Annotated in this window: 19 protein-coding genes; 7 read left to right on the top strand and 12 right to left on the bottom strand. The window is 56.3% G+C overall.

What is annotated here, in order from left to right; translation table 11 throughout:
- Positions 1-62: 62 nt before the first annotated feature.
- From ATO67_RS08315 to ATO67_RS08300, 4 genes are all read right to left on the bottom strand, one after another.
- Positions 63-1,205 carry a M24 family metallopeptidase gene (locus ATO67_RS08315; protein ID WP_067646746.1) on the bottom strand — a complete coding sequence of 381 codons (1,143 nt, stop codon included), beginning with the start codon at positions 1,203-1,205 and terminating at the stop codon, positions 63-65.
- Between the two features lie 86 nt (positions 1,206-1,291).
- Positions 1,292-2,659 carry a virulence factor family protein gene (locus tag ATO67_RS08310; RefSeq protein WP_067646743.1) on the bottom strand — a complete coding sequence of 456 codons (1,368 nt, stop codon included), beginning with the start codon at positions 2,657-2,659 and terminating at the stop codon, positions 1,292-1,294.
- Positions 2,656-5,256 carry a bifunctional lysylphosphatidylglycerol flippase/synthetase MprF gene (mprF, locus tag ATO67_RS08305; RefSeq protein ID WP_067646740.1) on the bottom strand — a complete coding sequence of 867 codons (2,601 nt, stop codon included), beginning with the start codon at positions 5,254-5,256 and terminating at the stop codon, positions 2,656-2,658. Before mprF ends, ATO67_RS08310 begins: the two co-directional genes overlap by 4 nt.
- Before the next feature lie 182 nt (positions 5,257-5,438).
- Positions 5,439-6,476: a dipeptidase gene (locus ATO67_RS08300; RefSeq protein ID WP_067646737.1), complete on the bottom strand. Its 1,038-nt coding sequence runs from the start codon at positions 6,474-6,476 to the stop codon at positions 5,439-5,441.
- A gap of 117 nt (positions 6,477-6,593) precedes the next feature.
- Between ATO67_RS08300 and ATO67_RS08295 the strand changes: the two genes are divergently transcribed.
- Positions 6,594-8,105 (top strand): serine hydrolase domain-containing protein, encoded by a 1,512-nt coding sequence (locus tag ATO67_RS08295; protein WP_067646734.1) that lies wholly within the window; start codon positions 6,594-6,596, stop codon positions 8,103-8,105.
- Positions 8,106-8,127: 22 nt separating this feature from the next.
- Here ATO67_RS08295 and ATO67_RS08290 read toward each other — a convergent pair whose 3' ends face one another.
- The 6 genes from ATO67_RS08290 to ATO67_RS08265 form a co-directional block, all read right to left on the bottom strand.
- A complete protein-coding gene (locus tag ATO67_RS08290; RefSeq protein ID WP_067646731.1) occupies positions 8,128-8,994 on the bottom strand; it encodes a D-amino-acid transaminase in 867 nt (288 codons plus the stop codon).
- A 57-nt stretch (positions 8,995-9,051) separates the two neighbouring features.
- Positions 9,052-11,055 (bottom strand): acetyl-CoA carboxylase biotin carboxylase subunit, encoded by a 2,004-nt coding sequence (locus ATO67_RS08285; protein WP_067646728.1) that lies wholly within the window; start codon positions 11,053-11,055, stop codon positions 9,052-9,054.
- A gap of 10 nt (positions 11,056-11,065) precedes the next feature.
- Positions 11,066-12,598 (bottom strand): acyl-CoA carboxylase subunit beta, encoded by a 1,533-nt coding sequence (locus tag ATO67_RS08280; RefSeq protein ID WP_067646725.1) that lies wholly within the window; start codon positions 12,596-12,598, stop codon positions 11,066-11,068.
- 99 nt (positions 12,599-12,697) lie between these two features.
- Positions 12,698-13,453: an amino acid ABC transporter ATP-binding protein gene (locus ATO67_RS08275; RefSeq protein ID WP_067646721.1), complete on the bottom strand. Its 756-nt coding sequence runs from the start codon at positions 13,451-13,453 to the stop codon at positions 12,698-12,700.
- Positions 13,450-14,130: an amino acid ABC transporter permease gene (locus ATO67_RS08270; RefSeq protein ID WP_067646717.1), complete on the bottom strand. Its 681-nt coding sequence runs from the start codon at positions 14,128-14,130 to the stop codon at positions 13,450-13,452. Before ATO67_RS08270 ends, ATO67_RS08275 begins: the two co-directional genes overlap by 4 nt.
- A gap of 104 nt (positions 14,131-14,234) precedes the next feature.
- Positions 14,235-15,008, bottom strand: coding sequence for an amino acid ABC transporter substrate-binding protein (locus ATO67_RS08265; protein WP_067646714.1), 774 nt, complete (start codon positions 15,006-15,008; stop codon positions 14,235-14,237).
- Between the two features lie 339 nt (positions 15,009-15,347).
- On the opposite strand from ATO67_RS08265, the gene minC reads away from it, so the two are divergent.
- The 3 genes from minC to minE are packed head-to-tail and all read left to right on the top strand — an operon-like array spanning position 15,348 to position 17,188.
- Entirely contained in the window at positions 15,348-16,085 is a 738-nt protein-coding gene (minC, locus tag ATO67_RS08260; protein WP_067646711.1) for a septum site-determining protein MinC, read from the top strand.
- Between the two features lie 33 nt (positions 16,086-16,118).
- Complete coding sequence (minD, locus tag ATO67_RS08255) at positions 16,119-16,931, top strand: septum site-determining protein MinD (RefSeq protein ID WP_067646708.1); 813 nt, start codon at positions 16,119-16,121, stop codon at positions 16,929-16,931.
- On the top strand, positions 16,928-17,188 hold the full coding sequence (gene minE / locus ATO67_RS08250; RefSeq protein ID WP_045229302.1) for a cell division topological specificity factor MinE: 261 nt from the start codon (positions 16,928-16,930) through the stop codon (positions 17,186-17,188). Before minD ends, minE begins: the two co-directional genes overlap by 4 nt.
- A gap of 56 nt (positions 17,189-17,244) precedes the next feature.
- On the opposite strand, the gene ATO67_RS08245 is transcribed toward minE, so the two are convergent.
- Positions 17,245-18,450, bottom strand: coding sequence for an MFS transporter (locus ATO67_RS08245; RefSeq protein ID WP_067646705.1), 1,206 nt, complete (start codon positions 18,448-18,450; stop codon positions 17,245-17,247).
- 102 nt (positions 18,451-18,552) lie between these two features.
- On the opposite strand from ATO67_RS08245, the gene ATO67_RS08240 reads away from it, so the two are divergent.
- The gene (locus ATO67_RS08240; RefSeq protein WP_067646702.1) at positions 18,553-19,386 is read left to right on the top strand and encodes an AraC family transcriptional regulator; all 834 of its coding nucleotides are present in this window, start codon (positions 18,553-18,555) and stop codon (positions 19,384-19,386) included.
- Positions 19,387-19,406: 20 nt separating this feature from the next.
- Here ATO67_RS08240 and ATO67_RS08235 read toward each other — a convergent pair whose 3' ends face one another.
- Positions 19,407-20,300 (bottom strand): choline sulfate utilization transcriptional regulator, encoded by an 894-nt coding sequence (locus ATO67_RS08235; RefSeq protein WP_067646699.1) that lies wholly within the window; start codon positions 20,298-20,300, stop codon positions 19,407-19,409.
- A gap of 94 nt (positions 20,301-20,394) precedes the next feature.
- Between ATO67_RS08235 and ATO67_RS08230 the strand changes: the two genes are divergently transcribed.
- Both ATO67_RS08230 and betC read left to right on the top strand, forming a co-directional pair.
- Entirely contained in the window at positions 20,395-21,348 is a 954-nt protein-coding gene (locus tag ATO67_RS08230) for a choline ABC transporter substrate-binding protein (protein WP_067646696.1), read from the top strand.
- A gap of 17 nt (positions 21,349-21,365) precedes the next feature.
- Complete coding sequence (gene betC, locus ATO67_RS08225) at positions 21,366-22,880, top strand: choline-sulfatase (RefSeq protein WP_067646693.1); 1,515 nt, start codon at positions 21,366-21,368, stop codon at positions 22,878-22,880.
- Positions 22,881-22,889: the final 9 nt, after the last annotated feature.

The following is a 22,889-nucleotide window of genomic DNA, read 5'->3' as shown; positions in this document are numbered from 1 at the left end:
ATGATTCGCAGTTAGAAAAGTATATTTTAGACGCAATGCATCGTGCAAATTTATTCGAGTTTTCAGGAGAAAGGTTCGGTCGGTGATTTGGCGGGCCGGGTGAACCAGTTTGGACCGTTGCTCCCCATATAAATATGGTCTTCCAGACGAATGCCGAAACGGTCCGGGTAGACCAGCATCGGCTCGTTGGAGAAACACATGCCTTCGGCCAGCGGAAGCGAGTTGCCGCGCACGATGTAAGGCTCTTCGTGGATTTCCAGCCCAAGGCCGTGACCGGCTCTATGCGGCAGGCCAGGGAGAGCGTAATCAGGCCCCAACCCGTTTTTCACCAGAACGCTGCGCGCCGCGTTATCCAGATTGCTGCATGGCGCACCGAGTTTTGCGGCATCGAAGACGGCTTGTTGTGCCTGTCGCTCTATGGACCATGCCTGCGCAAAATCGCTGGAAGGCTGGTCGAGGACATAGGTCCGCGTTATATCGGAATGGTAGCCATCGATCCGCGTACCGGTATCGACCAGAATGACGTCACCCTCTTGCAGGGTCTGGTCGCCATCTGCACCGTGCGGCAGCGACGTGGCTGCCCCGAAAGATACGATGCAGAATGAGGAGCCGCCTTCTCTACCAAGCTCCAGATGTTGTTCATCAATGAAGCGAATTACTTCGGAGGCGCGGATTCCGGGTTTCATCAGCCCGTGTGCTCGCTTCTGCACCTCCAGCGTCAAATCCATAGCGTATTGGATGATGGCGATTTCTGACAGTGATTTCTGAATGCGCAAACCGCTGACCAGAGGACCGCCGTCAATCAGTCGTTCCTGCCCAAGCTCTCTTACGAGACTGTGGTAGATAAAAAGCGGAAGCCCATCATCCAGCGCAACCCGACCCTGACGTCCGACCAGCGAACCAACAAGAGTGGAGGGGCGCTGCTGCTCCTGCCAGATATGAACGTCACCATCGATATGAGGCAGCGTATCGACCCGGCTTTTTTCGAAACCGGGGACGATATAATGCAGAGATGTCGGGGTGATAACAGCGCCCAGCAAGCGCTCGCTCTGGTGCCACACAAGGCCCGTGAAGTAGCGCAGGCTTTCGGTCGAGCCCAGCAACAGCGCGGTAACGTCCTGCTGCTCCATCTTAGCGCGAAGGCGCTTGATCCTCTGCACGCGTTCGGCATTGTCAATCAGGGCTGGCTTCGCACCGGAAAACATAGGCTGGTCTTTCGTTGACGTCATGACAACGGGATACAGAGTTGGAGCGCTGTATTCAATATGTCGACAAAGAATTCCGTCTTAAGTTATTGCTGCAGACGTTTTTTTAGAGCAGCGACGATACGTTTGGTGAGCGCTTCATAATCCTCATCGAAATGATGGCCGCCATCTATGCCGATGACTTCCGCGCCCTTGTCTTTCAGTGCCGGGCAGGCGGCATCCTCATCCTCAGTGCCGTACACGCACTGGACGATCTTCGGGTCGATCTTTTCGAGGTCCGTCACCGGGTCCTGCGTGCCTGAGCCAGAGACGCCAAGCCAACCGCCGACCGAAATTTCATAGGAAACCTCGTTGGACAGTGACAGCAGGCTCATCTGCACGACGCGGCTTTTGTCCTTCTCTGGCAGAAGGTTGAAGGTCGCAGGGAGAACGTCCGCACCGAAGGAGTAACCGATCAACATGACGTTCTTGACCTTCCACTCCTTGCGATAGGTATTGATGATGCGTGAAAGGTCGCTGGCGATTTCCTCTGGCTTTTTCTCAGACCAGAAGTAACGCAGTGAATCGATGCCGATCGTTGGCACACCATCCTGCTGGAGAAAGCTGCCGACATCCTTGTCCAGATCCCGCCAGCCGCCATCGCCGGAATAGATGATCGCCATCGTATCCATTGTCGGCTTGGCTTCCAGAACCGTCAGCGGCAAACCGAGTGGGTTGTCGCTGTTTCCGGCCGCATCGATGCGGTCCTGCAACGCCTGTGCAAGCGCTGCCTGCGCGTCATCCGTCACATCCTTGACGTCGATGTCGGCATGAGACTTCACGAGGTTTTCCACATGGGTGCGGCCCTTGGCATCTGCTTTCGGCGTGAAAACGACGCTGACTGGGGCAGGCAAGGGGCCATCGGTCAGACCATAGATTGTACGGTCACCATCCTTTTCCTTGGTAGCTGGCGTGCAGAGTATCTTGTTGTCCAGAGGAACACCTGCAACGGGATCAACGGCAACAGCCTCGCCTATCGTTGCCGCCGGACTCTGCGCGATCATGGCCAGGGCCAGTGTTGCACCGTCACCGATGCCGGCAATGATCGGTGGCCGATAGTTCGAGACGCCTGCTTTACGCTGTATTTCCTGCGCAAGCTCTTCAATGTCCGAGATCATGTAGATGCACTCGTCGTCATCGGCCTTGAGTGCTTCGATATATTTCGGAAAATCGATGCCGACGACAACGGCGCCCTTTTCGACCAGCGCGTCCGCTTCTGTTTGTTCTGCCTTGCCCCAGCCGGTGGCACCGGAGATGAGGAAAATATTGGCGCTGACATCACCGTCCGGCAGCATGATATGATCTGGCGGGATCATGCCTGTCTGATAGCCGCTAGCGTCTTGTGCCGACACATGAAAGGGTACGGAGAGTGTCGCTGCTATCAAGGCGGCTTTCAGAAACTTCAGGCCTGTCATTTACCAATTACTCCTCTGACGCCACCGCTGATGAGCACCGTTGCATCCATCAGCGCCAAAGCGGCACTTGTACCGTTTGAAACCGCGACATAACGAGGTTCCCACTTCGGGTGGAACTTCGATTTGAACGCTCTCAATCCTTTGAAATTGTAGAAACGCTCACCGTGTTCGAATAATGTCCCGCCAATCCGATCCCAGACTGGAGCAGCCTCGCGTTTCGACATGCCAGAAAGCGGTGCCATGCCGAGATTGAAGTAGGAGTAACCCTGATCGCGCATATATTCAATAATGCTGACAAACAGGAAGTCCATAGCACCACGCGGCGCATCCGGTGAGAAGCGCATGAGATCGACGGTGACTTCTTTTTTCGTTTCGGTCATCAGCAGGTTGGCAAAAGCTGTGACCTGACCATCCTTGTACAACACGGCAACAGGCTGTGAAAGAATGTAGTCCTTTTCAAAGGAACCAAGCGAAAAAGTCTTTTCGCGCGTGTTGTGATGTTCCAGCCAGGAATCTGAAACCCGCTTGATATCCTCATAGATTTCAGGAACTTGCGGCGTATCGATGACAGAAAACGTCAGGCCGTCGCGCGCGCCACGGCTGAGCGATTGCCGCAGATTGGCCAGCTTGCCGCCCTTCAATTCGAAACGGGTGAGATCGACCATGGCGAGCTCACCCAGCTTGAAGGCGCGCAGGCCCGCATCGGCGCAGTGGGTGAGAATGGCAGGCGATATCTGATAGAACACAGCTCTTCCACCGGAAGCACGAGCAGTCTCAACGAACTGCCAGACGAGGTCTGCGAAATCGTTTTCGTCTCCCACAGGATCGGCCAGCGCAATCCAGGAGCGCCCGCGAATGCCGTACATGATGAAGGCATTGCCGCTTTCCGACAGCATGACGTGCTTGTCACCCATACGTACAAGATTGGCGTCGGCCACATCCTGCTTTTTGACGATCTCGGTCGCTTTCACGATATCTTCAGGATGTATTTCTTCCGGGCGGTACATGACCGGCCGCAACAGGCTGAAGATCGCGACGGTGGAGGAAGCGAGAACCAGACCCAGCAGGGCTCGCAAGCTGCGCGGGGCTTCCTCTGAAAATTCGAACTGCCACCAGAGCGTCTGGCTGTAATCGGTATCGCGATACACGAAGAACAGAATTGTTGCTGCTCCTGCAACGATGACAGCCATGGCGGCGAGCCATGTCGGGCCCAGCGCCTGACGCAGAAGTGAGGCATGGCGGGTAAAACTGCGAATGTTGAAGAACAACGCGACAATGAAAATTCCAAGGAATATCGCCTCGAAAACAGCGATAGCCTTGATCAACGACAGAAAAAGACCGCCTGCCGCAGCAACCAGTGCAACCCACCATGCGCCATCTAGCCGTTGGCTCAAGCCACGGGATGCGACCACCAGGACGAGGCCGAGAATACTCGACAAAAAGTGTGCTGCTTCGATGATCGGCAAAGGCACGAAGCCGGAGAGGAAATCGAGATTGCTATCCGGCGTCGGCGTCACACTCGAGAAAATGAGCATGGTGCCGAGAATGAGCGCGTAGGCTGAGAGTAGAGACGGCGCCAGTCGCCCGGCAAGATGGCCGATATCGGCCATGACAGGCTTGGACGCGAACTGCTTCATTTCCGTAGCAAGCATCAGGATAATCGCGACCAGAAGCGGAAGCACATGGTAGATCATCCGGTAAAGAACGAGGCCACCGAGCAGTTGATCGAGGCTGATGGCGTTGCCGAGACCCGCAACCATCACCGTTTCGAAAACGCCCAGACCCGCAGGCACGTGGCTGAGAACGCCGAGGCCGACAGCGGTTGCGTAGATTGCAAAGAAGCTGGGCCAGCCGACATTTGTTTCCGGCAGGAGCACGTAGAGAACGGATGCGGAGGCTGCAATATCGAGGGCCGACACCAGAAACTGCCGTGAGGATGTCCGGCTATCCGGCAGGCGAAGTTTCAGGCGCTTTATCTGGATGACCCGGCTGTTTCGCCCCAGATACATCAACGTTGCCATGATGCCGATGACGACGAGTGCGCCGCCTCTCAACCAAGTCGGATCGACGTTGATGATGCTGGCGATGCGCGGAGCCACGATCAACGTCGACAAAGCACTGACTGCAAGCAGCCCGAGGCCGAATGATAGCGTGACAAAGGCGATTATGCGGGCGATATCCGAGGGGGTTAGTCCCATGCGAGAATAGGCGCGAAAGCGGATGGCGCCGCCACTCAATGGCCCGAAACCGGCGGTGTTGCCAACCGCGTAGGCAATGAATGCAGTGGCGATGACGGAGGGCGTCGGCAGCTTCTTGCCGATATATTCGATGGCGTTCAGATCATAACAGATCAGGGCGGCAAAACTTAAGCCTGTAAACAGGATCGCAAGCGCCGCCGACTTCCAGCTTGTGTCCGCAAGCGCCTCAACGATGTCGTCGTAGCGGACTTCTGACGTCAGCTTGTAGATTGTGAAGGTCATCATCACGAAAACGACCGTCACTGCGATCGATGTGAGATGCGGCCTGTACCGCTCAAAAAAACCCTCGAGCCCGGCTTCGGCCTCTTCGATATTTGCGACGTCGTTCTTCTCGGTCATATGCTTTTCCACGAAACCAGATTGCGTCTGGCGAACCACAGGATTGTGACGCTAGTTCGGTATCGTCTCAGTCATATAAAGATTTAATTTTTATTTTCTAAATTGTGGCGGTGAATATTACGAGAAGCAGCAATAACTACAACAACCGCGCGTTGTTATATAGTATTACCCTTCCAGACTACTTATTGGCCCCAGGTCGCTTCCAGTACCCTGATCCAGTTGCCGTGGCAGATTTTTTCAAGCGACGCTTGATCGTAACCAGCGTTTCGCAACGCATCGACAAGCAGTTGCAGGTCAGCCGCATCCTTCATCGCCGCCGGAATCGTCGTGCCATCGAAATCCGAACCCATTGCGACGTGATCGATGCCCATGCGCTCGACCATGTAATCGACATGGCGAACCAGTTCACCCAGATCGGTGTCGGGGTTCTTGACGCCGTCCTGACGTACGAACAGCACGCCGAAATTGATGCCTGCAAGCCCGCCTGTATCACGGATGGCATCCAGTTGCCGGTCAGTGAGGTTGCGGCTGTGGTTGCACAGCGTGTGTGCATTGGAGTGGGACGCGACCAGCGGCGCGTTGGAAATTTTGGCAATATCCCAGAAACCCTGCTCATTCATATGAGAGAGATCGACCATGATCTTCAGATCATTGCAGACCTTCACCAGCCGCTGTCCGGCTTCCGTCAGGCCGGGTCCTATATCGGGCGTCGAAGGGAAGCGGAAGGGAACGCCATGCGCGAATATGTTGGGTCGGCTCCAGACCGGTCCTAATGTTCGAAGTCCTGCCTGATGCAAAACATAGAGAGCGTCGAGATCGGCGTCGAAAGCTTCCACGCCCTCGATATGTAAAACCGAAGCAAACGCGCCCTTCGCCATGGCATCACGAATATCAGACGCGCTGCGGCATACCTTGAGTTTGCCATCTGACGCCGATCCGATGCGAAACAGCAGGCTTGCCATGCCAAATGTGGTGGCCAGGGCGTCAGGTTGGCTCGGAGGTGTGAAATTGCGGTCAGCGTCAAAACCCGGTGGCGACGGCACAAAGATCGCACATAGACCGCCAGCCAATCCACCTTTTTTTGCCCGGGGCAGATCGATATGCCCAACCGTGTCGCCTTCGATGAACTGTGTCTCCGGCGCGGAAGAGCCGGAAAGTTTCAGACGCAACAGGACGTCGTTATGGCCATCAAATACGGGCACGGCATTGAGGTTCGTCATATGTTGGTCGCTTTCGGAGGGTCTGACACGGCATTGCTGTAAGCGTCAGATAGGTGCAAATGCAAGAGCTGAACAGTGCCCTATGGTATTGCAGGGACTATTTGAATGGAAAAATACATGACGGACAATCAAGACTGGAACGCTGCATCTGAGGTCGCGGAGGATTTCGTTTCGCAATGGAACAGCAACGAACCGGGCGGTTCCGTCATCGGCTTTGATCTGTCAGGCTTGCGGTTTGCCTCTTCGGGAGGTGTTGAAAGCCTGTCGACCTATATGCCGTTTACGCCCAAAAGTGTCGTGCGCTATGCGTCGGTAACGAAACATGTGTTTTGCGCCATGGTGCTGGAACACAGCGATCTGATCCTGCTCGATGATCCGCTCGGCAAGCACATTCCCGAACTGCAAGCACCGCTTTGCGACGTGACGGTCGGGCAGGCACTCGACATGAGCGGCGGTCTGCCGGATGTGCGCGAATGCCTCTCACTTCTGGGCCTGTCGGTCTACACGGAAACGGAAGCCGGACCGCTGCTCGATTATCTCTCGCGTCTGAAACGCCTTAATTTTCCGGCAGGCAGTGAAATTTCCTATTCCAATACCGGCTACCGTCTCGTCGAGGCAGCGCTTGAGCGAAACGGGTTACGTTTTGATGATTTCGTACAAGAGAAGATTGCCCAACCGCTCGGCATCGTTCTGAAAGCACCGGATGTCTGGAACGACCCGGTCGCGGGGCTTGTGCCGGGTTACTGGAAATCCAAGCCTGGCTGGCAGCTTTCATCCGCAGGCCTGCATATCTCCGCATCCGGTAGTCTGGCGGGAAGTGCCGAGGCGCTTGTTCGGTGGCTGCAAGCGCTGTTGAAAGGCGAGCAGGGTTTCGCGGGCGTCTTGGAAAAACTCTCTGCGGAACGCTCCTTGGCGGATGGCCGAATGAGCGAATACGGGTTGGGGTTGCGCTGGTCGCATTTGGGCGAGCGTCGGTTTATCGGTCACGGTGGCTCGCATCCCGGTTACAAGACCTACTTTCTGCTCGATCCTGAAAACGGAACGGGCTTTGCCGTCGTCTCGAACCGGGAAGATACGAACGGGTTTAAAATCGCAATAGAGTGCATGGCAGCATTGACGGGATTGCCGCTGCCAAGACCCAAGAGCGATCTGCCCAACGGCCTTTACGTTACCGAAACCGGCCCTTGGTGGTTGGAAATCAACGGAAGCACTTGCACGTTCATCGACGCTGACGACACGCTGTATGATGATGGCGATGGCTGGGCCTCGTCGCTTTCTGCATCGTCGCCTATGCGCCTGCGTCTGGAAGATGGCGCGCTGGTCGGAGAAGCGGGACACGCGCCGCGCCGCTTTATACCAGTGGGGAAGCATGACGTTCCCTCCACGCTTTCAGGCCGCTGGTCTTCAGAAGAAGGGGCTGAATTTGTGATCGAGAGTGGCGTTCTCTCGATGGGCATTGGCCCCACTCGTCAGTCGATGCCGATCACAGCGTTGGGGAATGGTCGCTTCCTGTTTACGCTGAATGATGGTCCATGGACAAAACGGGTCTGCATCAATTTGCTGGATCAAGATCGCCTGGAACTGGTTTCCAGCCGTGCGCGTATGGTCGAGTATAGGCGCTCGACCTGAGAGAATCGAGCGCCTTCAAGTATCAGATAGCCGTGCGCATCGCGTTTTCGAGGTAAAGCTCGCGAAGGCGCTTCACCAGTGGGCCGGGTTTTCCATCGCCCACCGGCTTTCCGTCGATTTTTGTGACGGGCATCACGAAGTTGCCCGCACTTGTCAGCACCGCTTCCTGCGCGTCCAACGCTTCCTGGAGCGTAAAGGGGCGCTCTTCCAGCGTCAGACCTGCTTCTTCAATCAATTGCAAAGCGGCCTGACGTGTGCAGCCGGGCAGGGTCTTGTTGCTGTTGCCGCGTGTGATCAGCTTCTTGTCTGCGCTGATGATGTAGGCAGTCGAAGAGGCACCTTCGGTTACGAAACCGTCCTCGATCATCCATGCCTCATCGCAGCCCTCGGCCTTTGCAATGCGCTTTGCCATGACCTGCGGCAGCAGGCAAACGGACTTGATATCACGGCGAGCCCAGCGCTGATCCGGAACAGATTTTACCGAGAGCCCGATTGCCTCCTGGGGGCTGCCAATCAGTTTTTTTACCTGTGGGAACATGACGAGCGTAGGTGCGAGATCATCTGAAAACAGAAAGTTGCGGTCTTCCGCGCCACGCGTCAGTTGCAGGTAGATCAAACCTTCCGTCAAATTGTTTTCCTTGATCAGGCGTCGTTCCGCTTCGACCACCTGCTGGGTCGTGATGGGCAAAGGAATGTCGATTTCACCAGCACTTCTCTCCAGCCGCGCCATGTGCAGATCGCTGTCGATCAGCTTGCCATCAATGACGGACGTAACCTCATAGATGCCGTCCCCAAACAGAAAGCCACGGTCGAAGATCGACAGTTTGGCTTCGGATTCAGGTAGAAATTCACCGTTGAGATAGACGATGCGGTCGGTTGCGCTGGGCATGATAGGTCCTTTGGTGTCAGGCTGAAAAGCAGTGTCTGTTTAAAACGATCCGGCGACCTATTCAAACTCCAAAATCACCTCATCGACAGCCAGGCTGTCGCCTGCACTGACCGCCACTTTGCTGACGCGCCCCCGCCGTTCCGCACGAAGAATGTTTTCCATCTTCATCGCCTCGACCGTCGCCAGCGTCTGGCCCGCTTCCACATGATCGCCCTGCTGTACGGAAATAGAGGTCACGACGCCCGGCATGGGGCAAAGCAGAAGTTTCGACGTATCCGGTGGCAGTTTTTCCGGCATAAGCCGGGCCAGTTCTGCCACGCGTGGGGTACGAACCCGTGCAGATATATCCATGCCGCGCCAGCGAAGACGGATGGCTGATGGCGAAAGATCGATCTTCACTGCCATGGACTGGCCACCGACCGTAAACATTTGCAGCGTTTGCCCTGGCTGCCATGCCGTGTCGATTGGCAAAGTTGTGCCATCCTCAAAGGTTGCAGAGGTATTGTTCTCAGCGTGTGTAAGGGAAATGCGATGGTCCGCCTTTGCTAAGGTGACAACCCAATCATTGCCAACCACTCTGCGATGATTACCGATGGTGCCGGAAATCTGCGTTGCCCGGGTCTGCACACGGTGATGAGCAAGGACCGCAATGACAGCCAGTTTCCGTGCGGTTTCAGTATCCGGTTCGACGCTCGCAAAGCCCTCGGGAAATTCTTCGGCGATGAAGCCTGTCGTCAGGTTTCCGCTGCGGAAACGCTGATTTTGCATGACGGCGGAGAGGAAGGGCAGGTTGTGGCCGATGCCTTCGACCTCGAAACTGTCCAGCGCATCCCCCATGGCATCGATGGCTTCTGCCCGATCTTTTCCCCAGGTGCAGAGCTTGGCGATCATCGGATCGTAATACATCGAGATCTCACCACCCTCGAAAACGCCCGTGTCGTTTCGAATAATGGTGCCGTCAGGCCGGGTCCCTTCTTTGGGTGGGCGATATCGCGAGAGACGACCGATCGACGGCAGGAAGTTGCGATAGGGGTCTTCCGCGTAAAGACGGCTTTCGATGGCCCAGCCGTTGAGTTTCACGTCGTTCTGGCTGAAGGCAAGGGGTTCGCCAGAGGCCACGCGGATCATTTGCTTCACGAGATCGATGCCAGTGACGAGTTCCGTAACTGGATGCTCGACCTGAAGGCGGGTGTTCATCTCAAGAAAGTAGAAATTGCGGTCGCCATCCACGATGAATTCCACCGTGCCAGCGGAATAATAACCAACGGCCTGGGCGAGTGCCACGGCCTGTTCACCCATGGCCCTGCGTGTAGCTTCATCGATAAAAGGAGAGGGCGCTTCTTCGATGACTTTCTGGTTGCGGCGCTGGATAGAGCATTCCCGCTCGCCGAGGTAGAGCACTTTACCATGCTGGTCGCCCAGAACCTGAATTTCGATGTGGCGTGGTTGGTTGACGAATTTTTCGATGAAGATGCGGTCATCGCCAAATGACGCCTTCGCCTCGTTCCTGGAGGACTTGAAGCCCTCGCGTGCCTCGGTGTCGTTCCAGGCGATGCGCATGCCCTTGCCACCGCCACCTGCGGATGCCTTGATCATGACAGGGTAACCGATAGATGATGCAATCTTCACGGCTTCGTCCGCGTCTTCGATCAGGCCCATATGCCCAGGCACGGTGGAAACACCGGCCTCCTGCGCCAGTTTTTTCGAGGTGATCTTGTCGCCCATCGCCTCGATTGCCTTCACCGGCGGTCCGATGAAGATGACGCCGGCCTTATCCAGCGCTGCGGCAAAAGCTGCGTTCTCCGACAGAAAGCCGTAACCGGGATGCACGGCATCGGCCCCGGTCTGCTTTATGGCGTCGAGAATTCGGTCGATGACGATATAGGACTGGTTGGACGGGGCCGGGCCTATGTGCACGGCCTCATCCGCTTCCCGCACATGCAGCGCGTTGGCATCGGCATCGGAGTAAACCGCGACGGTCTTGATGCCCATGGCTTTCGCGGTGCGAATGACGCGGCAAGCGATTTCGCCTCTGTTGGCGATGAGGATTTTGGAAATCATTGGGTTATCCTCACAGCGGAATCGTGTCGTGTTTTTTCCAATGCGTCGTCACCTGCTTATTGCGCAGTGATGCGAAGGCGCGGGCGATGCGGCGGCGGGACGAATGCGGCATGATGACCTCATCGATAAAGCCGCGCTCTGCCGCTACGAAGGGATTGGCGAAACGCTCTTCGTATTCTTTGGTCCGCGCGGCGATCTTGTCTGGGTCGGAGAGTTCGGAGCGGTAGAGGATCTCTGCCGCGCCCTTCGCGCCCATCACCGCAATTTCCGCCGTCGGCCACGCGTAATTGACGTCGGCGCCGATATGTTTCGAGGCCATCACGTCGTAGGCGCCGCCATAAGCCTTGCGTGTGATCAACGTTACCATCGGCACTGTCGCTTCCGCATAGGCAAAGAGCAGTTTTGCCCCATGCTTGATGACGCCGCCATATTCCTGTGCCACGCCGGGCAGGAAGCCCGGGACGTCCACTAGCGTCAGAACAGGAATGTTGAAAGCATCGCAGAAACGTACAAAACGGGCTGCCTTGCGTGAGCTGTCTATATCAAGGCAACCGGCCAGCACCATCGGCTGGTTGGCGACAACGCCAACGGTCTGGCCTTCGAGGCGGATGAAGCCGGTGATGATGTTCTTTGCAAAGGCCTCCTGAATCTCGAAGAAATCGCCCTCATCGGCCAGCGCGTGGATCAGTTCCTTCATATCGTAAGGCTTGTTGGAACTGTCAGGAATGAGTGTGTCGAGACGCTGCTCCAGCCGTGCCGGATCATCGTGAAACGGGCGGTTCGGTGCCTTCTCGCGGTTGTTGAGCGGCAGGAAATCAAACAGCGCCCGCACTGCCTCCAGTGCCTCGACATCGTTTTCATAAGCGCCATCGGCCACAGACGATTTTCTGGTGTGGGTGGAGGCCCCGCCCAGTTCCTCCGCCGTGACGATCTCGTTGGTGACGGTTTTTACCACATCCGGTCCGGTGACGAACATGTAGGAGGTATCGCGAACCATGAAGATGAAATCGGTCATGGCGGGGGAATAGACAGCGCCGCCCGCGCAGGGGCCCATGATGACGGAAATTTGCGGGACAACGCCGGAAACCTCGGCATTGCGCCTGAAAACCTCTGCGTAACCGGCCAGCGACGATACGCCTTCCTGGATACGCGCACCGCCGCTGTCGTTAAGACCGATGACAGGCGCTCCAACACGTGCGGCCATATCCATGACCTTGCAGATTTTCTGCGCATGGGTTTCGGATAGCGAACCGCCCAGAACGGTAAAGTCCTGGCTGAAGACGTAGACCTGCCGCCCGTTGATGGTGCCCCAGCCGGTGACGACGCCATCGCCTGCGACCTTTTGTTCGGCCACCCCGAAATCCACCGCGCGGTGGGTGACATACATGTCGTATTCTTCGAAAGAGCCTTCATCAAGCAGAACATCCAGACGCTCCCGCGCCGTCAGCTTGCCTTTGGCATGTTGCGCATCGATGCGCTTTTGCCCGCCGCCAAGCCGTGCCTGCGCCCGGCGCGCTTCCACTTCCTCAAGAACCGTCTGCATGCAGCCTCCCTGATGCGAATGTCGTCGTTCTAGACTTAAGGGTCAAATCCCGAATTGAAAACAGTCTATTACGGCCAACGGTAGGGATTCGACGACATGCTAAAGGGATTGTGCCGCGTTGATGGAGGAAACGAAGCGACGGGTGCGATCTTGCTTGGGCGAGCGGAAAATGGCTTCGGAGGAGCCGGTTTCGACAACTTTTCCAGCTTCGAGAAACACGACGTTATTGGCAATGCGCGAGGCAAGGCGCAGATCGTGCGTCGCCATGACCATGGTCGTTCCCTCACGGGCGAGTTGACCCAACACGTCGACCACTTCCTCTGACAATTCCGGGTCGAGCGCTGACGTCGGTTCGTCGCATAACAGCACTTGCGGCGAGGGACCGAGTGCCCTCGCAATGGCCACGCGCTGTTGCTGCCCGCCCGAGAGATTGGCGGGCCAGGCGTCGGCCTTGTGCGCCATGCCGACCTTGGTCAGAAGCTCCATGGCGCGATCTCTTGCCTTTTCGCGTGACCACTTCTGCACGATCAGCAGTCCTTCCATGACGTTCTCGATGGACGTGCGGTGGGGGAAAAGCTGGAAGCTCTGAAACACCATGCCCGTTTGCCGGCGGATTTTCTGGATGGACTGCCACGTCACTTTCTTGCCTGCGGTAAAGGAAACCGCATCGGTGCCGATCTTTACGGTCCCTTCCGTTGGCAACTCCAGCAGGTTGATGCAACGAAGCAGGGTGCTCTTGCCGCCGCCGGATGGGCCGACCAAAGCGGTTACGCTGCCTTCAGGAAAGCTGAGCGAAATGTCCTTGAGGATGACCGCTTCGCCGAAACGTTTTTCGATATTGGAAAGCTCGATCATCGGCTGTTCTCCATCATGCCGCCGTAACGGGCGAAACGCACTTCCAGCCGCGCCTGCAAGTTGGACAGCACGGAACTCAGGGCCAGATAGATGATGGCCGCCTCGATATAGAGGATGAGCGGTTCATAGGTGGTGGCCACGATGCGCTGTGCCGATTGAAAAAGTTCCGGCACGGTAATGGCGGCGGCGAGCGAGGTGTCCTTCACCAGAGAAATGAAGGTGTTGGACAGCGGTGGTACGGCCACCCGGCTTGCTTGCGGCAGGATGGTACGCTGCATGGCCTGCCGCCAGTTCATGCCGGTCGAAAATGCCGCTTCCCACTGACCTTTCGAAACCGACGAAATGGCAGCGCGGATGATTTCGGACGTGTAGGCGCCTACATTCAGCGTAAAGCCGATAAGGGCCGCCGGGAACGCATCCAGCAGAATGCCCATGCTGGGAAGGCCGTAGAATATCACGAACAACTGCACCAGCAGCGGCGTGCCACGGATGACCCAGACGTAAAACCGCGCAAGCAACCGGAGCGGCGTAGGGCCGAACAATCGTGCGACAGCGGTGGCAAGACCCAGCGTTAATCCAAAGAGAAAGGACAGCAATGTCAATGGGATGGTGAATTTCACACCTGCCCAAAGCAGCGTGGGCAGGGAATCCATCATCAGTTGAAGCCAATGCGGCACGGTAAACCCCTTAAAAATGCGAAGTCCGGCGCTGGACGCCGGACTTTATGATCTTATCTCAACAATGGCCTATTTTCCCGAAGGAAAATAGACGTCACGTCAGCTTACTTGGAGACGTCCTGACCGAAATATTTGTCGGAAATCCTCTTGTAAGTGCCATCGGTCTTGATGTCGGCCAATGCCTTGTTGATGGAGGCTACCAGATCGTCGTCACCCTTGCGCACGATGATACCGGAATAATCGGCATCCGGCTTTTCAGCCACGATCTTCACGGGTGCGTTTGCCTGCTTCTTCTTGAAATCCAGGAACGAGAGGCTGTCGTTGACAGTCGCGTCGGCACGACCGGTCAAAACCAGCTGGATCGACTGATCGAAGCCATCTGTTCCAACGAGCTCAGCGCCCGCTTCCGTTGCCAGCTTGCCGAAGTTGCTGGTCAGCGACTGGGCCGATTTTTTGCCCTTCAGGTCTGCAAAGCCCTTGATGTCGGTATTCTTCTCGCTGACGATCAGCACCGCCTTGGAGGCGATGTAAGGTTCGGAGAAGGCGTATTTCTGTTTGCGCGCTTCGGTGATGCCGACCTGATTGATGACGGCGTCGTAACGCTTGGAATCGAGACCGGCGATCAGGCCATCCCATTTGCCCTCAACAAACTCGGCCTTGACGCCGAGCTTCTTTGCAACGGCTTCGCCGATCTCCACGTCGAAGCCAACCAGCTTGTTGGCAGAATCATGGAACGTGAATGGCGCGTAAGTGCCTTCGGTGCCGATCTTGATGACGCCCGCGGACTTGATCTGGTCAAGATTTTCGCCAGCAAATGTTGGAGCGAACATGGCAGCGTTCAGGGCTGCTGCGGTTGTGATTGTCTTGAGCCAGCTCATGGTATTCCTTTCAGAATTTTCTGTTGATGTCTCTTCCCATAAATCGTGCTGGTTTAAACGGCACAAAGACGCAAAAAGATGCAGTTTGGGAGAATATTTTTCTCTTCTCAAGTGCGTCGTCCGGGTCGACTGGTTGAAGGGTGGATGGCCACTCTCTAAAGGCGAGCTGCATACTTCGTCCGAAGGCAGAATCACTTGGAAATTCAGCGCTATGGCCGCTGCAAGATGTACGTCTGTCAAGGCCATGTCGAGGTTAATTTCTCTTGGTTGACATGGTGCCTGTTAACCATTTGTTAACCACATTCGCGGTACCTCATTGTCAATGATTTCTTTACCAAGATGACCAAAGTGCTAACAGACACCTCACGCTCAATCCGCATCAAAGGCCGCTCGTTTCTTGCGGTCGTGCTATCTCCTGAACAGCCTCTGGACCAATGGCTTGAGCGACTCGATGATCTGGCAGCACGCTCTGCCGGGTTTTTTCTGTCGCGCCCCGTGGTTCTGGATGTTGCGGAACTGAAGCTCGACAAGGCGGGGCTGAAAGGCCTTCTGGCAGAGCTTTTTTCCCGTAATGTCGCCATTATGGGTATCGAAGGCGCACGCCCGTCCATGATTGAGCCCGGCATGCCTCCCGCTTTGAAGGGTGGAAAGGCAGCTTCGGACGTCGATGTGGAACCCGTATCGCTCGCCACGGCCGAAGCGGCTGAGGATGTTTCGAAGCCACCCGTTACGGAAATCCGCAGTGTGGTTCAGTCCCTGATGATCAGCGAGCCGGTGCGTTCCGGCCAATCGATCATCTTTCCTGAGGGCGATGTGACCATAGTCGGGTCCGTAGCCTCGGGTGCCGAAGTCATCGCGGGTGGATCGATCCACATTTACGGCGCGCTGCGCGGTCGTGCCATGGCGGGATCGCTGGGCAACGCTTCGGCGCGGATATTCTGCAAGAAGCTGGAGGCCGAGCTGCTGGCCATCGATGGCGTCTACAAAGTGGCTGAAGATATCGACCCGAAGTTTCGCGGTCAGGCCGTCCAGCTATGGCTGGAAAACGATACGATCAAAGCGGACAAACTCAATTAAGCCGTATGCGGCAAAAACGGATAGGAGAGCAGGATGGGGAAGGTAGTCGTCGTTACCTCCGGCAAGGGAGGCGTTGGTAAAACCACGTCGACAGCCGCGCTTGGTGCAGCGCTGGCGCAGAACGGGGAGAAGGTCGTCGTCGTTGATTTTGACGTCGGTCTTCGCAATCTCGATCTCGTCATGGGTGCGGAACGCCGCGTCGTTTACGATCTGGTCAACGTCATTCAAGGCGATGCGAAGCTGCCGCAGGCGCTGATCCGCGACAAGCGTCTCGACACGCTGTTTCTGTTGCCGGCATCGCAAACACGCGACAAGGACAATCTGACGCCTGAAGGTGTCGAGTGGGTCATCGGCGAGCTGAAGAAGCATTTCGACTGGGTCATCTGCGATAGCCCGGCTGGTATCGAACGCGGCGCGACCTTGGCAATGCGCCATGCGGATGTTGCCGTTGTCGTTACAAACCCGGAAGTATCCTCGGTTCGCGATTCCGATCGCATTATCGGTCTCTTGGATTCCAAGACACTAAAGGCCGAGCGCGGCGAGCGGATGGAAAAGCACCTGCTGCTGACCCGTTACGATTCGGTTCGTGCCGAGCGTGGCGATATGCTGAAGGTCGAAGACGTTCTGGAAATTCTATCCATTCCTTTGATCGGCATCATCCCTGAAAGCATGGATGTTCTGCGCGCGTCGAACGTCGGTGCGCCGGTTACTCTGGCGGATGCGAAATCTCCACCGGCCATGGCTTATTTCGATGCGGCACGCCGCCTGCGCGGTGAAGACGTTCCGATGATGATTCCCGGCGAAAAGCGTGGCATCTTCGCCAAGTTCTTCGGGAGGGCCGCATGAGCATCTTCAACCTTTTCCGCAAACAAAAATCGGCACCCCTTGCCCGTGAGCGGTTGCAGGTTCTGCTCGCGCATGAACGCAACGGTGTTGGCAACGAGCTCGTCGCCTTGCTGCGTGAGGAAATTCTCGCTGTAATCGCCAAGCACGTCCAGATCGACAGCGACAAGGTTCACGTCAAGATGGACAGCGACGAGCATGTCTCGCTGCTGGAGATCGACGTTGAGATTCCTCTGGCTGCGAGTCTTCGTGCAGCCTGATAGATAGCAATATAGAAAAGCCGCCCGGATGGTTTCCGGGCGGCTTTTTATTGACTTCAAGCGGCCCTGCGGCGGCTTGGCAATTGCGGTAGAAACACCGTGAGCAAGCCAAGCAACGGCATGTAGGAGCAGAGGCGGTAGACGAAATCTATGCCCTCGCGGTCTGCGAAGACGCCTAGAACCGCAGCACCAATGCCCCCGAAACCGAAGGCAAATCCGAAGAACATGCCTGCGATCAGGCCGACACGTCCGGGTACCAACTCTTGCGCAAACACGACGATGGCTGAAAACGCCGAGGAAAAGATGAAGCCGATCATGACAACGAGAATGGCAGTCCACATCAAATTGGCGTAGGGCAAAAGCAGTGCAAACGGGATGACGCCGAGGATCGAAAACCAGATAACGACGCGCGAGCCGAACTTGTCACCAATCGGCCCGCCGAAGAACACGCCCGCAGCGGATGCGCCAAGGAACAGGAACAACAGCAGCTGCGCATCCTGAACAGACAGGCCGAACTTCTCAATCGTGTAGAAGGTGAAGTAGCTCGACAGGCTGGCGAGGTAGGCGTTCTTGGTCGCCGTCAGAATAATCAAGACGACAAGCGTCATGATCACCTTGTTTTTGGCCATGGGCAAAGTACGGCTGACGGGTGCGCGGCCCGCATTGCTGCGGCGGTGACGGCTGTACCAGACGCTCACCCATGACAGAACGGCAAAGCCGATAAGGGCGATCACGGAAAACCAGCTCAGGCTCTGCTGACCCATCGGAAGAACGATGAAGGCTGCGAGAAGCGGGCCGATGGCCGTGCCGGTGTTGCCACCAACCTGAAAGAACGACTGTGCAAGACCGTGGCGACCACCCGATGCGACGCGCGCGACGCGCGACGCTTCCGGGTGGAAAATGGCAGAGCCGATGCCAATCATGCAAGCGCCGATCACCAAGACCGCAAAGCTATGTGCGTAGGCAAGCGTGAACAGTCCGGCACAGGTGGAGAGCATGGCGACTGGTAATGAAAATGGCATCGGCCATTTGTCTGTTGCTATGCCCACGGCTGGCTGAAGCAGCGAGGCAGTCACCTGAAAGGCGAAGGTCAGCAGGCCGATCTGGACGAAATCCAGCGCATAGTTCGCCTTGAGAAGCGGGTACAGCGACGTGAGCAGCGACTGCATGATATCGTTGAGCATATGGCAGAAGCTGGCTGCGGCGATGATGGAAAACGTCGTTTTTTCGGCACTGAAGCTCGTGCTGGTCACACTCGCCATAGGGTTTCTCTCCAGATATTCGTCATGATTTTGCGCTCTTCTACCCTCATTGTTTTCGGCCTGCTTTTGTGGTGTGGTCTAGTTTTTACGAGAGTGGGCCAAATGCTTGACGATCATTCCCAGGGATTGAGCTTTTTGCGCAGTGACGAGCATGACGCCATGCTCAGTTTCATCGATGGCAATAATGAAGCCGTGCTAGCACTTCGTCGCGTCTATCCCGAAGGCTTCAAGAGCCCGGTGCACTTACACAGAAAGACGCAGTTGTGGTTTGCCCATAGCGGTGTCGTGATCGTCAGTACAGGTGATGGACGCTGGATGATCCCGCCTGGCCATGGGCTGATCATTCCTGCCGGATTGCAACATTCCAGCGAAATGATCAGCGATGTGGAAATGCATTCCGTCTACGTGCATCGCGATGTCATCAACACCGACAGGCCACGCGTCGTGGAGGTCACCGTTCTCGCTGAAAACTTGATCGAGGAACTCGTTCAAGATGACGTAAGACGATCGGCAACGCGCAGGCGTGAACTGGTCATGGAGTTGCTGATGGACGAAATCAGTCAGCTTCCCGAAAAGCCGCTGGGGCTTCCCTTTCCGTCTCAACCAAACATAGCAGCGCTTTGCAGGCATTTTTTGAGTGCCCCGGCCGCCAACGCCAGCATTGATGATTGGGCGCAGACGCTGGGTATGAGCAGGCGGACATTTACCCGCGTGTTTCGCGCCGAAACTGGTGTGAGTTTCGTGACATGGCGCCAGCAAGCCTGTATTTTTGCCTCGCTGCCGCGTCTGGCAAACGGGGAAAGCGTGACGAATGTTGCGCTGGATGCGGGCTATGAGAATGTTTCCGCCTTCACCACAATGTTCAGGCGCATGCTGGGCAGTTCGCCAAGCGCTTACCTCAAATCATCGGGTGTGCGGATAGTCAGGCATCCATGACGTAAAAGGATCTGCTATCGCTATGGCGCTTGCTCACGCAGCCAATCTACCAGTTTTGCCGTGGCACCTTTTCTGCCCGATGAGCCCATCAACCAATATCCCCGATCTGGTGCTTCAAGTTCGGGGCCGACGCCGACGAGCGCGCCGCTTTTCAGCAGGTCATCCACCAGGCCTGCCCAGCCGAGCGCCAATCCCTGATGGCCGATGGCTGACTGGACGACGAGAGAATAGGTGTTGAAGCTTATGTCGCCTCTGCCGTGTTCGATATTTCTTTGAACACCAGCACTTGCGAGGTAGCTCGGCCAATCGTGCCAAGTCGATGCCCAAGAGCTTTCGAGATGGATGAGCTTCAGCTTTGCGAAATGTTCCGGCTTTGCCATTTCGGGAGAAGCGTTCAAAAAGCCCGGGGCGCAAACGGCTCTGACTTTTTCCGGCAGCAGCAATGTCGCGTTACGACCGGCCTCTTCTCGGGTTCCGAAGATCACCAAGACGTCATTTTCACCCGTATTCTGGCGAAGCGGGTTCTGTGTCGCTGCTATCTGGATGTTGATATCGGGATATCGGGCGCGGAATTCCTGCATTCTCGGAATGAGCCACAGCGACGAAAACGCATAGTCCGTGTGCAGCCGAACGGTCGCCCGTTCATCTGTTTTGAACTCATCGGCCAACAGATCGATTTCGGCGACATGGCGGCTGACTGTGTCGTAGAGGCGTCTGCCTTCGGGCGTCAGTTCAACGCCGCGGTGCTGGCGTTTCAGAACGCGAATGCCCAACTCCTCCTCCAGACGCCGGATTTGATAACTCACCGCGGGCTGCGTCAAACCCAGTCCCTGCGCTGCCGCAGTCAGGCTGCCGCGCCTGCCGATCTCCAGCAATATCCGCATCCATCCCAGATTGATCGGTCGCTCAGCCATAAAAAATCCTTTTGCCAGATATCAAAAAATATCCGCTTCACGGCAGAGATCAATCCGTTGTTCACTAAAATACTGGATTAATCGGAGAACAGCGATGAACAGGAATTCTCGTACAGGACGCATCACCACAGGCATTCTTCTGATTGTTGCTGCTTTTGCTGGCAATGCGAACGCGGCGGATGACGCTGCGTGCAAGGCGATCCGGTTGAGCGATCCCGGCTGGACGGATATTACAGCAACTAATGGCGTTGCATCCGTAGTGCTGAGCGCGCTTGGATATGAACCGGACGTCAAGACCCTGTCGGTGCCGATCGGCTATCAATCCATGAAAAATGGCGAAATCGATGTGTTCTTGGGCAACTGGATGCCTGCCCAGAAAGCGTTCGTCGATGATCTGAACGCCGCAAAGGCAATCGAGGTCATCGGCCAGAACCTGGAGGGTGCCAAGTTCACGCTCGCCGTTCCATCTTACATGGCGGAAAAAGGCATCAAGAGTTTTGCTGACCTTTCAAAGCACGCCGATGAGTTCGACAAGAAGATTTATGGCATTGAACCCGGCGCACCTGCCAACCAGAATATTCAGAAAATCATAGCCGACGAAAAATTTGGGCTTAAAGACTGGGAACTGGTCGAATCTGGAGAGCAGGCCATGCTGTCGCAGGTAGAGCGTGCCGGTAAGTTGAAGAAGGGCGTCGTGTTTCTCGCCTGGGCACCTCACCCGATGAACGAGAAATTCTCGATCGAGTATCTGTCCGGTGGTGATGACTACTTTGGACCGAACTTCGGTGGCGCACAGGTTTACACGCTGGCCAGAACCGGTTGGACGGCGCAGTGCCCGAACGCCGCCAGCCTGTTTAAAAACCTCAAATTCGATGTGGGCATGGAGAACAAGCTGATGGGCGAAATCCTTGGCGGCCAGACGTCCACCGATGCGGCAACAGCGTGGCTCAAAGCCAATCCGAAAGTCATCGATACTTGGCTGTTTGGTGTGACGACGCTGGACGGCAAGCCCGGTGATGCTGCAGTCAAGGCTGCGGTCGGTCTGTGATTTCAGGATAACAGTGCATGACGCGTCAGAATATTCTCATCCTCATGGTCGATCAGTTGAACGGAACGTTCTTCCCGGATGGACCAGCGGATTTTCTCCACGCGCCCAACTTGAAGGCGTTGGCGGAGCGCTCCGTGCGCTTCGCCAACAGCTACACGGCCAGTCCGCTCTGCGCGCCTGCGCGGGCGTCCTTCATGTCCGGCCAGTTGCCAAGCCGTACGCGTGTCTACGACAATGCTGCAGAATTTGCGTCAGACATCCCGACCTATGCGCACCACTTGCGTTCGGCGGGATATTATACCGGTCTGTCCGGCAAGATGCATTTCGTCGGACCGGATCAGTTACATGGTTTCGAAGAGCGATTGACGACAGATATCTACCCGGCCGACTTCGGCTGGACACCTGACTATACCAAGCCCGGCGAGCGTATAGACTGGTGGTACCATAATCTCGGTTCCGTCACGGGGGCAGGCGTTGCCGAAATCACCAACCAGATGGAGTATGACGACGAGGTCGCCTATCATGCGACCCGCAAGCTCTATGACCTCTCGCGCAGGCTCGATGACCGTCCATGGTGTCTGACAGTCAGTTTCACGCATCCTCACGACCCCTATGTCGCACGGCGCAAGTTCTGGGACTTATACGAGGATTGCCCGGCTCTCGACCCGCACGTCGAGCCCATTGCCTTTGCCGATCAAGATACGCATTCGCAACGGCTGCTGGAAGCTTGCGATCACCGCGCGTTCGATATTACGCCTGAACAGGTGCGGCGGGCAAGGCGGGGCTATTTCGCCAACATCTCCTATGTCGATGAGAAGGTCGGTGAAATTCTCGATGTGCTGAAACGGACGAGAATGGATGAGGACACGATCGTTGTCTTCCTGTCCGATCACGGCGATATGCTGGGCGAGCGCGGGCTGTGGTTCAAGATGTGTTTCTTCGAAGGTTCGGCCCGCGTCCCCTTGATGATTTCCGCTCCACAGTGGAGTACTAACCGCGTCGATGCACCGGTCTCAACTCTCGATGTGACCCCGACCCTTTGCTCGCTTGCGGGTCTGGATATCACATCGCTGAAACGTTGGACGGACGGGGAGGACTTGACCGGGCTTGTCGAGGGCACGTCGAAGCGCGGCCCTGTTCCAATGGAATATGCCGCCGAAGGTTCGATCGCGCCATTGGTTGCCATACGCGATGGGCGTTACAAGCTGAGCATTTGCGAGGCAGACCCGCCGGTGCTCTTCGACCTCGAGGCCGATCCGCAGGAACTGCATAACCTTGCAGACGATCCGCGTCATCAGGATGCTCTGGCATCTTTAATGAAACAGGTCGATACGCGTTGGAACCTCGACGCATTCGACGCGTCCGTTCGCGAAAGCCAGGCGCGCCGTTGGGTCGTCTACAAGGCCCTTCGCAACGGCGCTTATTACCCATGGGACTTCCAGCCGCTTCAAAAAGCGTCGGAGCGTTACATGCGAAACCACATGGACCTCAACATCCTTGAGGACAACCAGCGTTACCCCAGAGGCGAATAGGGCAAGCGC

The sequence above is a fragment of the Agrobacterium bohemicum genome, from assembly GCF_001562555.1.
Lineage (GTDB): Bacteria > Pseudomonadota > Alphaproteobacteria > Rhizobiales > Rhizobiaceae > Agrobacterium > Agrobacterium bohemicum.
Note: the sequence above shows the minus strand (reverse complement) of the source record. Positions and strands in the feature narration are given on the sequence as shown.

Coding starts and splice junctions, on each gene's coding strand:
- ATO67_RS08315 (WP_067646746.1), bottom strand. CDS start 1,205: ATGTTTTCCGGTGCGAAGCCAGCCCTGATTGACAATGCCGAACGCGTG.
- ATO67_RS08310 (WP_067646743.1), bottom strand. CDS start 2,659: ATGACAGGCCTGAAGTTTCTGAAAGCCGCCTTGATAGCAGCGACACTC.
- mprF (WP_067646740.1), bottom strand. CDS start 5,256: ATGACCGAGAAGAACGACGTCGCAAATATCGAAGAGGCCGAAGCCGGG.
- ATO67_RS08300 (WP_067646737.1), bottom strand. CDS start 6,476: ATGACGAACCTCAATGCCGTGCCCGTATTTGATGGCCATAACGACGTC.
- ATO67_RS08295 (WP_067646734.1), top strand. CDS start 6,594: ATGACGGACAATCAAGACTGGAACGCTGCATCTGAGGTCGCGGAGGAT.
- ATO67_RS08290 (WP_067646731.1), bottom strand. CDS start 8,994: ATGCCCAGCGCAACCGACCGCATCGTCTATCTCAACGGTGAATTTCTA.
- ATO67_RS08285 (WP_067646728.1), bottom strand. CDS start 11,055: ATGATTTCCAAAATCCTCATCGCCAACAGAGGCGAAATCGCTTGCCGC.
- ATO67_RS08280 (WP_067646725.1), bottom strand. CDS start 12,598: ATGCAGACGGTTCTTGAGGAAGTGGAAGCGCGCCGGGCGCAGGCACGG.
- ATO67_RS08275 (WP_067646721.1), bottom strand. CDS start 13,453: ATGATCGAGCTTTCCAATATCGAAAAACGTTTCGGCGAAGCGGTCATC.
- ATO67_RS08265 (WP_067646714.1), bottom strand. CDS start 15,008: ATGAGCTGGCTCAAGACAATCACAACCGCAGCAGCCCTGAACGCTGCC.
- minC (WP_067646711.1), top strand. CDS start 15,348: ATGACCAAAGTGCTAACAGACACCTCACGCTCAATCCGCATCAAAGGC.
- minD (WP_067646708.1), top strand. CDS start 16,119: ATGGGGAAGGTAGTCGTCGTTACCTCCGGCAAGGGAGGCGTTGGTAAA.
- minE (WP_045229302.1), top strand. CDS start 16,928: ATGAGCATCTTCAACCTTTTCCGCAAACAAAAATCGGCACCCCTTGCC.
- ATO67_RS08245 (WP_067646705.1), bottom strand. CDS start 18,450: ATGGCGAGTGTGACCAGCACGAGCTTCAGTGCCGAAAAAACGACGTTT.
- ATO67_RS08240 (WP_067646702.1), top strand. CDS start 18,553: ATGCTTGACGATCATTCCCAGGGATTGAGCTTTTTGCGCAGTGACGAG.
- ATO67_RS08235 (WP_067646699.1), bottom strand. CDS start 20,300: ATGGCTGAGCGACCGATCAATCTGGGATGGATGCGGATATTGCTGGAG.
- ATO67_RS08230 (WP_067646696.1), top strand. CDS start 20,395: ATGAACAGGAATTCTCGTACAGGACGCATCACCACAGGCATTCTTCTG.
- betC (WP_067646693.1), top strand. CDS start 21,366: ATGACGCGTCAGAATATTCTCATCCTCATGGTCGATCAGTTGAACGGA.